Below are 13,664 nucleotides of genomic sequence, written 5' to 3'. Positions count from 1 at the left end.
GTCTAGCGCGCCGGCGCCGGTTCGCAAGGGCTCGGCGGAGGTCGCGAGCGAATTGCGTCGCGCTGGTGCCTCGCCTCGAGCGCGGCGCAGCCCCACACGATGCCGAACAGCAGGTAGACGTGACGCCAGTGATCGATGTCGATGACGTTGCCGATCGCCACGTGACCGATCACGCCGATCCAGCCAATCATCAGATAGGGCTGCCAGGGCCGGTCCTTGAGCAGGTTCTTGAAACCGAGATAGAGGGTCCAGCAAAGCATCACGATATAGCTGACGAAGCCGAGCCAGCCATAAGTCGTCAGCGACTTCAGCCAGATATTATGCTCGTCTTCGGGAAAAATGGTGCCGAACACCATCGGCCCGATGCCGAGCGGCCGCTCCATCATCATCGTGAGGCCGATCCGGTGACGCGCGAAGCGCCCGAGATACTCGCCGTCATATTGCTGCACGAGCTGCGCGCGCATCGAGAACAGCTCGCTGACCTTCGGAAACTGCAATGCGATGACAAGCGAGGCGACCATCATCAGGATAGCCGCCAAGGACAGGACCAGAATGCGCAGCCGGAAGGCGCCGGTCCGCTCCTTGAGCAGCATCACGAAGATCAGCAGCAGGATGGTCAGCAGAAACAGGCCCCAGGCCGCGCGCGAGAACGACAGGAACACACCCAGCGCAAGGATCAGCAGCGCTACCGCCTTGAGCGGCGCGGCACGCAGATTTCCCGTCAGGATGCCGTGCACGAGATAGAGGGAAGGGGGTACGAGGAACGGGCCGAAGACATTGGGGTCTTGAAAGGCGCCCTTGGCGCGGTCGTAGAGGGTGAAGACCTCGGAGCCCGGAAAAACCTGAAAATACCCGAGAATGCCGAGCGTCGAGGTAATCACGGCCGCGAATGCCCAGGCATTGAAGATGAGCTGCAGCCGTCGGTGACTGTCCTCGATGATCGCCGCGTAGAAGACGGCGGTCAGAGCAAGGAATGTCGATACCGCGATATACATAGGACCGTCGGCGATATCCTTCATCTGCGTCAGCGACAGCATGCCGCCGACGTTGAAGGTGATCAGCAGGGCCAGAAGCGGAAAGGTATAGCGAGAAATCCTGAGGCCGAGGATGAACCACAGTCCGACCAACCCGGCCATCCACAGTTCATAGGGGGCGGGCTCGCTGATAACGAAGCCCGAAAGGAACACGCCGACAGTCACGGCCGCCGAACCGATCAGCCGCAGTGTCGCCCGTTGTGGATCGGCGACGCGCGCGTATGTCGGTTCGATCGCGCTCAATAGGCGTTTTCCGTGTTGAACAGGCGAAACGGCGTGAGGAACAGGATCTTCAGGTCGAACCAGAGCGACCAGTTCTCGATGTAGTAGAGATCGTAGGCCGTGCGGAACTTGATCTTGTCGTCATTGTCGACCTCGCCGCGCCAGCCGTTGATCTGCGCCCAGCCGGTCACGCCGGGCTTGACGCGGTGGCGGGCGAAATACCCTTCAACGACGTCGCCGAAGGCGCGGTCGCGGGCCTGTGCAAGCACCGCATGCGGGCGGGGGCCGACGAGCGACAGGTTGCCGATGAGCACGTTGAACAGTTGCGGCAATTCGTCGATCGACGTCTTGCGGATGAAACGGCCGACGGGTGTCACGCGGGGGTCACCCTTGGTGACTGCCGCCTTTCCGGTCGGGTCGCCCATGTTCGAATACATCGAGCGGAACTTGAAGACGTTGATGACCTCGTTATTGAAGCCATGCCGCTTCTGCATGAAGAAGACGGGCCCCGGCGACGTCGTCTTGATGGCGAGCGCCGTCACCAGCATGATCGGCCAGACAACGACAAGCGCAAGCACGGCGAAGAAGATGTCGAAGCAGCGCTTGGCCACCGAATCCCAGTCGCGAATGGGTTTGTTGAAGATATCGAGCATCGGCACGGAGCCGACATGCGAATAGGCACGCGGGCGGAAGCGCAGGCGGTTCGAATGGGCCGCGAGCCGGATGTCCACCGGCAGCACCCAGAGCTTTTTCAAGAGCTGCAAGATGCGTGCCTCGGCGCTGAGCGGCAGCGCAATGATCAGCATGTCGATCCGGGTCAGGCGGGCGAATTCGACGAGCTCGCCGATCGTCCCGAGCTTGGGGTAGCCGGCGACCATCGCCGGCGAGCGCTTCTCGCCGCGGTCGTCGAAGATGCCGCATATGCGGATGTCGTTGTCCGGCTGCTGCTCGAGCAGACGGATGAAGTCCTTGGCCGGCTGGCCGCCGCCGACGAGAACCGCGCGGCGCTCCATGATGCCGTTTCGCGCCCAGTTCCGGATGCCGTAGGCGAGCAGGAAGCGGGACCCGAGCAGGAAGACGCCGCCAAGAGCAAACCAGCCGACGTAGGAATGCAGCTGCGCCGCGCCGACCGGGCTGACGACCGCGATGATCGCGACCATGGCGGCAAAGACGACGGTCCATGTCAGGAGCACTTTGGGAAGCGGCCGCGTACGGGCGCGAAGTGCCGGAATGGTGTAGCAATCGGCTGTCTGTAGCGCGACGACCAGGAGCGCTGCGACGCACAGGGACGCAACGGCTCGCATGGCGATGGTTTCCTCGGTATCCACCCATAGCAGAAAGGAAAGCAGGCCGATTCCGAACTGCGACAGGAATTCGATCAGCCGGAACTGTCCGATCATGATCGATGGCGTGCGTGTGCCATCGCTGAACTGTTCGGCGATCTGACGTGCGTAGTCGTTGAGCGGCTCCGAGCTCGTCGTCTCGCTGCCGTCGCCGCGTCGATTGACGTCGGAAACTTGCTTGCGCAGGGTTTCCAGATCAAATTGATCGTTGTTCTCTGCCTTGTTCATCAGGCTACCGCCGCTGTTTCACCAGTCGGCAATAGCACAAAGCCCCTAAGAAACGTTTTACGAGGCGGCTTTCGCTGCTCCTGCTGCCGGGCGGCGGATGAGGTCGCGATAGAGCTCCAGCACCTCGTTGGCCATGACGGTCGCGGAAAACACCGAGCGCACCTGTTCGATCGGGGGCATCGTCTTGTCGTGCCATTCGGGAATGCGAATGGCGTCCGCCATCACCCGCGCGAGGTCGTCGGCATTGTCTGGCGCCACGAGTGCTCCGCTATCCTTGCCGAGCGCTTCCGGAATGCCGCCGACACGGGTCGCGATGATTGTCTTTCCGGCGCCAAGCCCCTCGAGAACGATGTAGGGCATGGCTTCGGCCCGCGATGGGACGACCAGGTTCTGCGACATGGCGAAAGCCTGCTGGACACGCATGGCGGGCAGCATGCCGATGCGCTTCCCAAGGCCGCGCTCGACCATCATCTCCCGGTAGCGATCCCGATCCGGCCCGTCGCCGATCATCAGCGCCGAGAGCGGCCGGCCGATCAGGCGTTCCGTCTTGGCGAAGGCGTCCACAAAAAGGTCGGGACCCTTAAGGTCCCGCAACATGCCAACGTAGATGAAGTGGACGGCATCGGACCGGGTGGGGATCAGCTCGAAATCCCGCTCGCTGATGCCGTTGTAGATCAGTCGCGTCTGCGTTCGCGGCCGACCGACTCTCTTGGTATAGGTTTCGCGCTCGTACTCGCAGATGAAGACCAGGGCGTCCGTGAAATATTCCTGCAGCCGCTCCATCCGCAGCACGAACTGCCCCAGAAGCGAGGATCGGGAATAATGCAGGCTTCCGCCATGGGCGGTATAGAGGCGGGCTACGCAATACCTGTTCACCCGCAGGGCTGAGCCGGCCAGTCGCGCGAGCACGCCGCCTTTGGCGCCGTGTCCGTGCAGCACGTCCGGCCGCAAACTTTTGATCTTCTTGTAGGCGTCCCAAAGTACGCCGATATCGGAAAGGCTGACCGAGCGCCGGATCGGGACGCGCGTCAGGCCGAGCGCCAGATACGGCCTGATATCGTCGAAAAGCGCGTCCTCGTAGTCGCCCCCGGTCGAGCTGTCGCAAAGAATGCCCACTTCATGGCCGGCCTTGCTGTGCTCGATCACCAGATCGCGCACGTGGCGGAAGATGCCGCCGACCGGGGACCTGAAGCAGTGAATGATGCGAAGGGGCCGCTGTTCGCTCATCTACGATCAGAACAGCCGTTCGCGGACATAGAGCGTATCGCCGGCGATGATCGCGGACGATATGTTGACGCGACCGGTCATGACCTGCCCATTGATCTTTCTGGTGACGTCGACGGCGCCCTGGTTGGCGCGCGGCGTGAAGCCGCCGGCAACGGCGATCGCGTTCTGCGCGGTCATGCCCGGTACATAGGCGTATTGCCCGGGCTGACCGACCTCGCCCATGATGAAGATCGAGCGATAGCGATCGACGTCGATGGTGACATCGGGGTCGCGAAGATAGCCCTGCTTGAGCTTCTGCGCGATCTGTCCCGACAGCTGCTGCAGCGTACGGCCACGCGCCGCGACCTGGCCGATGAGCGGGAAGGCGATGTAGCCGGCCTGGTCGATCGTGTAGGTATTGGTCATGCTTGGCTGGTCGAATACCGTAATGCGAAGCCTGTCGCCGCTATCCAGCGAATAGGGCTGTATGGTCGCCTGATTGAATGCGCGCGGAGCGGGCTGATAGCTGTTGCAGCCGGCCAGGACTGCTGTCATGGCGGCAAGGCTCAAGGCCATCAGAAACTTGGGCTGTGCGACGGGCATCTAGCTTCTCACGGGAAACGAACTTCTTCCTCACGTTATCGATCCGTTAGGGTTAATGACCGGTAAAGGCCGCCGTCGAATTCGCTTTTTCTTCACTGTCCGAATGCTCCGGACGCCTGCCGGCAAGCATTAACCGTTGAGTTACTATAGTCATTTACCCTCGCGGGCACCTTTGTTCTTGGAGTACGAGCATGTCCGGCGTAACGGGTAATCAGGATGTCGATATCGATCTTGCCCAGCTGGTCCGCGGCGTTTGGGCCCGTCGGCTCAAGGTCGTGGCCATCACGCTGCTCGGGGCAGGGGTGGCCTTTGTCGGCGCCAAGATGGTCTCGCCGAAGTATCGCAGCGAAACGCGCATCCTGATCGAGCCGCGCGCGCCGGCCTTCGCCAACGCGCAGGCCGCCGACGCGAACGCAAGCCAGCTCCTCGACGAACTGAATATCTCCAGCCAGGTTCAGCTTCTGCAGTCGGCCGATCTCATCAAGCAGGTCATCAGCAGCCAGAAGCTCTACGATCTCCCGGAATTCGACGCCGCGGCAGACAGTTCCGCCCTCGGCGACATTCTGATCGCGCTGAACCTGAAGAAGAGCCCGCTCGCCAATCCGCCGGAAGAGCGCGTCATCAATGCTTTCGTCGAGCGCCTGCAGGTCTACCAGGTTCCCGGCTCCCGCGTCATTGGTATCACCTTCACCTCGAAGGACCCGGCACTTGCAGCGGCGATCCCGAACGCCATGGCGGCCGCTTACCTGGCCAAGCAGAGCGGCGCCAAGCTCGACTCCAACTCGGAAGCCACGCGCTGGCTGGAGCCTGAGATCGAGACGCTCCGCACCAAGGTCAGCGAAGCCGAGCAGAAGGTCGCCGAATATCGTACGGCGCGCGGCCTGCTGCCGACCAATGGCGGCGGCAATTTCCAGACGCAGCAGTTGAACGACATTTCCGCCGAGCTGACGCGCGTGCGTGGCGACAAGGTGAACGCCCAGGCGCGTGCGCAATCCGTGCGCAATGCGCTGTCGTCCGGCGAGCCGTCCGACACGTTGCAGGACATCATGTCGTCGCAGGCGATCCAGCGGCTGAAGGGAACGGAATCTGGCCTGCAGTCGCAGATATCCGACCTTCAGACATCGCTGCTGAACAACCATCCGCGGCTGAAGAGCCTTCGCGCCCAGCTCGCCGACATCAGGACGCAGATCCGTCAGGAAACGCAGAAGATCCTGGCAAGCATCGAGAACGAAGCGAAAGTAGCGACGCTTCGCGAACAGGAGCTCGATCAGCAGTCCAACAAGGTCAAGGCCAACAGCGCCCAGGCCGGCGAGGATGAGGTCGGCCTCAACGCGCTTCAGCGCGAGGCCGCGGCACAGCGGCAGCTGCTTGAAACCTATCTGGCGCGCTTCCGCGAGGCCGCCTCGCGCGCCGACAAGAATTCCAGCCCAGCCGATGCCCGCATCGTCTCCACCGCGGTTCAACCGGTCGATCCCTATTTCCCCAAGGTCGTTCCGATCGTTGCCGTCGTGTCGTTCGCGACCTTCATCATGACCTCGATCGTGATCATGCTGGCGGAACTCTTCAGCGGGCGTGCGCTGCGGCCGATATCGGGCTACGGAACTGAAGAGCGCGTCGAGCAGGAAACGGTCGAAATTGTCGCCGTCTCGCCGCGCGCGCGCATGGCAGCACCGAGCATGCTGGCCGTGCAGCAAGACGAGCAGGACGAACGGGAGGACGAGGCAGCCGAAGAGCCCGTCGTCGAGCAACCGGAAGAGGAAAACGAATTCTCAATCGCTTCCGTCGCCCAGTACCTGCTCGGCAGCCGCGCGCCACTCGCAATCGCGATCTCACCGACCGGTGACAATGGATCGGCCGCCACCGTCGCCCTGGCCCGCACGCTGGCGTCGGCCGGCTCCCGCGTCGTGCTGGTGGACATGACCGGTTCTGGACATCCGACCGAACTGATGGCGCAGGGGCGTTCGCTGCCGGGCGTTACGGATCTCTTGTGCGGCGAGGCGGCCTTTGGCGACACCATCCATGGTGATCATCTCTCCGACGCCCACTTCATCCCGCAGGGCACCAGCGACATGCGTCGCGCCATGCGCGGCGCCGACCGCCTCTCGCTGCTGCTCGACGCGCTAACCTCCGCCTATGATCTCGTGCTGGTCGAATCCGGCGCCGCCGATGTGGCCGGCGTCTCCAGGCTCACGCATAGCAAGACGGTCGAAATCATCCTGTCCATGCCCGAGATCGTCGAGGAACAGTTCGTGGCCGCGATGACCAGCTTCGAAGAGGCGGGCTACGAGCGCGTCGTGCTGATGTCCGGCGGCAATATGGATGGCAATGCGACGGTCGCCCAGCAGGCGGCCTGATCAGACGCCGGCGAACCGGCGCAGGCGCTGGGCGGCGCGATAGAGCCGCTGTTGTGACTTGATGTAGGCCTTGCCTCGGGTCACGAGCCGGTGCACCGCGCCGGCGACGATGCCGCGAGCGGTCAGCGGCAGCACCACATCGTAATGGTCGGTCTCGACTGGCGCCCAGGAACGCTTGTAGCCCTGGTCGCCGAGGCCGAAATCGAACAAACTGACGCCCTTTCCGTGCAGGCCCTGTATCATCTGCCAGAACAGAAATTCCCCCGGGCTGGCCTCGGCGCCGATGCTTTCGTCGATCGTACTGAACTGGCAGATCACATGATCGCCCTTTCGCGATATGCCGGCGATGGCGGCCAGATGACCGGCATGCGCGCCTTTCAGCTGTATGGCATGCATTTCGAGGCCGAACAGTTCGTTCTTGGCGTCGCGGATATCGATCGCACCATGCAGGAAGGCCTTCGTCTCGACGTCGTCGAAGACGTCGGGCAATCCCATGGCCTTGAAGCGTTCGCTTTTCAGCCGGAAGAACTGGTCGAGAAGCATGTGCTGGCTCCTGGCGTCCGAGCCGCTGACGTAGTCGAAGCCGCCAAGTTCCTCCAGGCGCTTCGATTGCACGCGGAACTTCTTCCGCCGACCTTTGGCGTTCAACTGCTTCAGCGTTGCTTCCATCGTGTCGGACAGCGGCAATTGATAGGCATGGTTCTGATTTTGAACCATCGGCAGCAGTGCCAACGGATTGCGACGGCCGCGCCATGTGAGCGGAATGTTCTGCAGCAGCAAGAGGTCGGCTTTCCCTCGGAGCGCACCGGAGAAGCGCGTGGCAAGGTCACTTGCATCGAGTGTCTCGAAGGCATCCGCGAGATCGGCTGCGAACAGACCGGTGTTGATATTGCTGTGGTCGGCGCCGATGAACTTGGCGACACGCACGCCGCGCGACCGGACGATCTCGACGGGAAGGATGAAGACGGTTCGCATACCCGATCGGCCGCGGATGACGGCGGCCGGATTGCCAAAAGCTTTCATCCAGGATGCGCACCAGTCATAGCCCTGATGCAGCGAGTTCAGACGGTCGCGCTCGAGCGCGCGCCACTCCTGCTCGATGGCTTCCATGGAATCGACGACGTCGATCTCGATCGCATCGAAGAACAGTCGTGCATCAGTCTCTCCGAGCTTCGCCTGTTCGGCATCGGCGTCTGCGGCGATCTCACGCGGCGCGGATTCCAATGGAAGCTTCTGCGTTTGCACGGGCGTTCTCCGGGAAAAGATACTGCCCGGGAAAATAGCGTGCCAGCGCGTCGATTTCCTTTACGGGAGCCAGGCCGCCGGCTTTTCCGTCAATCACGGTTATTTCGCGATTAATGCTATTGTTGCTTGGGACCGGCCATCCACTTGATGATGAGCATTGCCGGCAACACCCAGAGCAGTCCCGTCAGCGAGAAATAGAGGAGGTGGCCCCACCACGGCGCACTGCCGAGCGTAGCAACCGCGATGGTATTGGCGACCAGCGCATAGAGGAGCACGAGAACGACGATGAGGATGGTGCCGATGAACTTGCGAAGGCGGACGGGCATCTGTTGAATTCCAGATTGGATGTGCAGGCCACCGCGACGGCATGCCGCAAATGTTCAGACTTGTTTTGCATCAGTGGCTAAGGCAAATCAACTGGCGGAACGAAGGAGTCCCTCCATGGCCGTCGCCGATCTCACGACTGAACAGGAAATTCTGCGTCAGGTGCGCAAGCAGGATGACAATCGCAAGGCCGTACGAATTTGGCTCGGCATTGTTCTTCTGGCGCTGTTCTGTCTGGTGATCGTCGGCGGAGCGACCCGACTGACGAACTCCGGCCTCTCGATCACGGAATGGAAGCCGATCCACGGTGTCATTCCGCCGTTGAACGCCGCCCAGTGGGAGGAGGAATTCAAGCTTTACCAGCGTATTCCGGAGTTCCAGCAGATCAATAGCGACATGACGGTCGATGAGTTCAAGGGCATCTTCTGGTGGGAATGGGCCCACCGCCTGATCGCTCGCGGCATTGGCGTGATCTTCGCGCTGCCGCTGATCTATTTCTGGGCAACCGGCCGGATCGAGCGGCGTCTGCGCTGGCCTCTCGTCGGCATTCTGGCGCTTGGCGGCTTCCAGGGCGCCATCGGCTGGTGGATGGTCTCGTCGGGCCTGACCGCGCGCACCGATGTCAGCCAGTACCGTCTGGCGACGCATCTGATCACGGCCTGTCTGATCTTCGGCTCCTGCATGTGGATCATGCGCGCCCTGTCACCGCATTCAAAGGACAGCGCGCCGAGCAAGAATGCGCATGTCTGGGCCGGTGCGATCGTCGCGCTCACCTTGTTCCAAATCTATCTAGGCGCGCTGGTCGCCGGTCTCGACGCGGGCTTCACATACAATACATGGCCGCTGATGGACGGCGCCCTCGTGCCGTCCGATCTGCTGATCCAGCAGCCGGCATGGATCAACTTCTTCGAAAATCCGAAGACGGTGCAGTTCATCCATCGCATCGGCGCCTACACGCTGTTTGCCGTGACACTGCTCAACATGATCGTCATGCTGCGCGCCGCACCCGCCACGACGCATGCGCGCCGCGCCGTCGTGATGTTCGCTCTCGTGACTATCCAGGGCGCGATCGGCGTCGCCACACTGCTGTTCGAAGTCCCGCTCCAGTGGGGTCTGATGCATCAGGGCGGCGCGCTTGTCGTCTTCGGCTTCGCGATCGCTAACTGGCGCGGCTTCTATGGTGAGTACCCTCACGCGACGGTTATCTCCGAACGCGATTGATTCGCGGCCATGGCCCATGGCGGGAATATGCACGGATAGTGGCTAGCCTTGCGCGTCTGACGCGGCTTCGACAGATCACAAGTTTGCCTCGGCCAGATCGGGCAGCAACCGCGTCCCGCTGTCTGCTTGGCAAGCAGTGGGCGTTGCCGGTATAGGCGATCGCGGTCCGCGTGTCAGAGCCTGCAAGCATCCGAAGACGGTGTGACGTGCCCGCTTGCACAGACCATAAGATATCCCTGCCTCGCTATCGGGTGCACCCGATGCATCCGGGCTCCAGCCACACATAACTCCTGAACGAAAAAATCCGGCTGCGTCGCCGCAGCCGGATTTCGATCAGTCACGTCCGAAAATCAGTCTCAGAAAAAACCGCGGCGCTGCCACCAGCCGGCCTTCTTTGGCTTGCCGTCGCCATCAGTCGCTTCCGCGCTGGACGACTTGACGGTCGGTTCGGAGGAGGCGACGTTCGCGCCGCGATTGGCGCGAGCGGGCTTGGCGTCTTCCTCTGCGGGCGCTGCCAGATCGGCGGACGCTTCGGCGACTTCCGGCTCGGCGGCAGCGGCAGCTTCAGCAACCGGTGCGGTTTCAGCGGCAACCGCCACGTCTGCTTCCACGACGGGCTCTTCGACCGGAGACGCCTTGCGGCTGCGGCGAGCGCGCTTCGGCTTTACATCCTCGGTCACCGTGGCGCCGGCTTCGACGGCAGCCATGGCCGATGAGGCTTCGACAGCTTCCGCTGCGGCAGCTTCGACGACAACGTCTACCGGCGTGCTGTCTGCTGTTGCTACCGCGGCTTCGTCCGTGATCTCAACTGCTTCCGCGCTTGCGGCAACGTCACCGTCTTCGGCGACATCGTCGCCCTCAGCACCTTCGGCACCTTCCTCGCGGTTGCGGCGACCGCCGCGCTTGCCGCGACGGCGGCGCTTGCGGCGCTGTGCGTCATCGCCTTCGGCGCGCTCTTCGGAGCCGGCAGCGGACGTGGTTTCGGCGTCGTCGCCGTCCTCGTCACCACCGTCTTCGTCGCCAGCCTGTTCGGCGCCGTTCTCGTCGGATGCCTGCTGCTCGCCATTGCCGTTGCGGCCGCGACGACGACGGCGACGCTTGCGCTTGCGTCCGTCACCTTCGCCCTCTGAACGGGCAGCGGCAGCGGGGCGTTCCGACGCCTGCTTTTCTTCCAGTTCTTCGTCTTCTTCCTCGTCGATCTCGATGACGACGTCATCGTCGTCGTCTTCGGGGATGGCGGCGAAGTTGAAGAGCGTTTCGATCTTGACCGGATTTTCGACGGCTTCGCCGCGATCGATCGCGAAATGCTGTGCACCGACAGCGCCATCGGCACCGATGATGATGGCGACGCCGAAACGGGCTTCGTAGTCGACGATCGTCTGGCGCTTGTGGTTCAAGAGGTAGAGCGCGATGTCAGGTGTGGTGCGCACGGTGATGTCGTGCGTGGTGTTCTTGAGCAGGTATTCCTCGACGCCACGCAGCACGTGGAGCGCAACGGAAGACTGCGAGCGAACGTGACCGGTGCCGCCGCAATGCGAGCAGACCTGGGTCGTCGATTCGAGAACAGATGCACGAATGCGCTGGCGCGACATTTCGAGCAGGCCGAAATGCGAGATGCGACCGACCTGGATGCGGGCACGATCGTTCTTCAGGCAATCCTTCAGCTTCTTCTCGACAGCGCGGTTGTTGCGCTTTTCTTCCATGTCGATGAAGTCGATGACGACAAGGCCGGCCAGGTCGCGCAGGCGCAGCTGACGAGCGACTTCGTCGGCGGCCTCCAGGTTGGTCTGCAACGCGGTGTCTTCGATCGAATGCTCGCGGGTCGAACGGCCGGAGTTGACGTCGATCGAAACCAGCGCTTCGGTCTGGTTGATGATCAGGTAGCCACCCGACTTCAGCGTCACCTGCGGCTGCAGCATGCGGTCGAGCTGGGCTTCGATGCCGGAGCGCGAGTAGATCGGGTGAATGTCGCGGTAAGGCTGGACCACCTTGGCGTGGCTCGGCATCAGCATCTTCATGAAGTCTTTCGCTTCACGATAGCCTTCCTCGCCGGACACGATGATCTCGCCGATATCCTTGTTGTAGAGGTCGCGGATCGAACGCTTGATCAGCGAACCTTCCTCGTAGACGAGGCAAGGTGCGGTCGAAGCGAGCGTCAGTGTGCGGACGTTTTCCCACAGGCGCATCAGGTATTCGAAGTCGCGCTTGACCTCGACCTTGGTGCGGTTGGCGCCGGCCGTGCGCAGGATGACGCCCATGCCCTGCGGCACTTCGAGCATCCGTGCGATTTCCTTCAGGCGCTTGCGGTCCTGTGGATTGGTGATCTTGCGAGAAATGCCACCGCCGCGCGCCGTGTTCGGCATCAGAACCGAGTAGCGGCCCGCGAGCGACAGATAGGTGGTGAGAGCAGCGCCCTTGTTGCCGCGCTCTTCCTTGGCGACCTGCACCAAAAGGATCTGCCGGCGCTTGATGACTTCCTGGATGCGGTACTGCTTGCGCGGCTTGCGCTGCACGCGATCCGGAACTTCTTCCATCGCGTCTTCGGCGCCGACATTCTCGATCACTTCTTCTTCGTGATCATGATCGTCGTCGTCTTCATCGTCACCGCGGCGGCGAGCGCCGACGTCTTCGGAAATCGTGTCGGTCTCGACCATGGCTGCCATTTCGCCACCGGTGGAGCCTTCGTCGTCATTGTCGGCGACAGCAGCCTCGGCGGATGCCGTTTCCTCGGCCTCGGCGGCGGGTACGGCCTTCTTGCGGCTGCGGCGCGGCTTGGCCTTCTTGGCGGGAGCCTCTTCAGCGGCTTCGACAACCTCGGTTGCTTCGGCTGCTGCCGGTGCCTCGACGACCACTTCGGTCGCTGCTTCCTCGGCTACCGCCTCGGGCTCGTGCTTGGCGACGATGCCGACGTCGGGCTGCTCCTGGTTGGCGGGATCGATTCGCGCGGTCTCGACATGCTCGACGTCGTCGTCATGGCGATGCTCTTCGGCCTCCGCGCGCAGCAGCGCCTGGCGGTCGGCCAGCGGGATCTGGTAGTAGTCGGGATGGATTTCGGCGAAGGCCAGGAAGCCATGCCGGTTGCCGCCGTAGTCAACGAAAGCGGCCTGCAGCGAGGGCTCGACCCTCGTTACCTTTGCGAGGTAGATGTTGCCGCGAATTTGCTTCTTATGCTGAGACTCGAAGTCAAATTCTTCTATGCGGTTTCCGCGAACGACAACGACGCGCGTCTCTTCCTCGTGAGACGCGTCGATAAGCATTTTGTCTGCCATGTAAGCTGAGCTCCTCGGCGCAGTCGAACGTCGGCAGGCTCCACAGTCGATAAGACAAGGGGAGTGCGGTCCGTCATAGCAGCGCCGGATAGTGAAAGTCGCGATTGGTGCGGTGTGGAAGGCAGCAGCCAGACAGCAGCGGGGAAACTCTTCTCCCGGGGTCTGTAGACTTTAGATAAAACCTGCTGCGACACCATAAAAGACCAAGCGAGATCGACAAAACAAAGACCTTATTCAGGCCCGATGAGTTTGCTCTCTCTTTAAAGAGCGGTTGGTGGCAATCCACCGATGAAGTTTCCGCATACTCCGGAAAATTCAGGATCCATTGTCGGATGTAAGCATGTAAGACGGCGGACGATTGCCGGTTGTGGCGCCAGGTCCTTTGCGGTTGGCTGCCTTGTCGGCGACTCTATCCCGTCAGTGCTTCTACCCTAAAAATGCTTGTATGTTTTCTCCGTCACAATAGCAAGGGAAAAGCCAAATGTGCCATAATATTGATGGATTTGCAGCATCATAGAAAATAGCGGTGGACGAGGTGATTCCGGCGCGGCGACTGCGGCAATTGTTCCAGGCCGCAATCTTATGTAGCGCGGGATCCGACATTGATGACAATTG

General features: G+C 62.0%; 9 protein-coding genes. 2 read left to right on the top strand and 7 right to left on the bottom strand.

Translation table 11 applies throughout. From position 1 onward, the window contains the following. Window positions 1–2: 2 nt before the first annotated feature. Genes P3R82_RS18540 through P3R82_RS18525 form a run of 4 tightly spaced genes read right to left on the bottom strand, consistent with a single transcriptional unit; the run spans window position 3 to window position 4,636 of the window. A complete protein-coding gene (locus tag P3R82_RS18540; protein WP_283194841.1) occupies window positions 3–1,277 on the bottom strand; it encodes an O-antigen ligase family protein in 1,275 nt (424 codons plus the stop codon). Continuing rightward, window positions 1,274–2,827, bottom strand: a complete 1,554-nt coding sequence (locus tag P3R82_RS18535; protein WP_283194840.1) for an undecaprenyl-phosphate glucose phosphotransferase — start codon at window positions 2,825–2,827, stop codon at window positions 1,274–1,276. Before P3R82_RS18535 ends, P3R82_RS18540 begins: the two co-directional genes overlap by 4 nt. Before the next feature lie 57 nt (window positions 2,828–2,884). After that, window positions 2,885–4,054, bottom strand: a complete 1,170-nt coding sequence (locus P3R82_RS18530; protein ID WP_283194839.1) for a glycosyltransferase family 4 protein — start codon at window positions 4,052–4,054, stop codon at window positions 2,885–2,887. A gap of 6 nt (window positions 4,055–4,060) precedes the next feature. Next, window positions 4,061–4,636, bottom strand: coding sequence for a polysaccharide biosynthesis/export family protein (locus P3R82_RS18525; protein ID WP_183899614.1), 576 nt, complete (start codon window positions 4,634–4,636; stop codon window positions 4,061–4,063). Between the two features lie 191 nt (window positions 4,637–4,827). Here P3R82_RS18525 and P3R82_RS18520 point away from each other — a divergent pair, with 191 nt between their 5' ends. Then, window positions 4,828–6,990 (top strand): Wzz/FepE/Etk N-terminal domain-containing protein, encoded by a 2,163-nt coding sequence (locus tag P3R82_RS18520; protein WP_283194838.1) that lies wholly within the window; start codon window positions 4,828–4,830, stop codon window positions 6,988–6,990. Here P3R82_RS18520 and P3R82_RS18515 read toward each other — a convergent pair whose 3' ends face one another. Together P3R82_RS18515 and P3R82_RS18510 are read right to left on the bottom strand one after the other, a co-directional pair. After that, a complete protein-coding gene (locus P3R82_RS18515; protein ID WP_283194837.1) occupies window positions 6,991–8,235 on the bottom strand; it encodes a GNAT family N-acetyltransferase in 1,245 nt (414 codons plus the stop codon). Window positions 8,236–8,351: 116 nt separating this feature from the next. Next, window positions 8,352–8,561, bottom strand: a complete 210-nt coding sequence (locus P3R82_RS18510) for a DUF2842 domain-containing protein (protein ID WP_183899617.1) — start codon at window positions 8,559–8,561, stop codon at window positions 8,352–8,354. Between the two features lie 115 nt (window positions 8,562–8,676). Here P3R82_RS18510 and P3R82_RS18505 point away from each other — a divergent pair, with 115 nt between their 5' ends. Next, window positions 8,677–9,780, top strand: coding sequence for a COX15/CtaA family protein (locus P3R82_RS18505; RefSeq protein WP_283194836.1), 1,104 nt, complete (start codon window positions 8,677–8,679; stop codon window positions 9,778–9,780). A 356-nt stretch (window positions 9,781–10,136) separates the two neighbouring features. Here the strand turns inward: P3R82_RS18505 and P3R82_RS18500 are convergent, their stop codons facing one another. Further along, a complete protein-coding gene (locus P3R82_RS18500; protein ID WP_283194835.1) occupies window positions 10,137–13,049 on the bottom strand; it encodes a ribonuclease E/G in 2,913 nt (970 codons plus the stop codon). Window positions 13,050–13,664: the final 615 nt, after the last annotated feature.

The organism is Rhizobium sp. AN80A, assembly GCF_030053015.1.
GTDB lineage: Bacteria > Pseudomonadota > Alphaproteobacteria > Rhizobiales > Rhizobiaceae > Rhizobium > Rhizobium metallidurans.
This window is presented reverse-complemented; position numbering and strand designations above follow the sequence as displayed.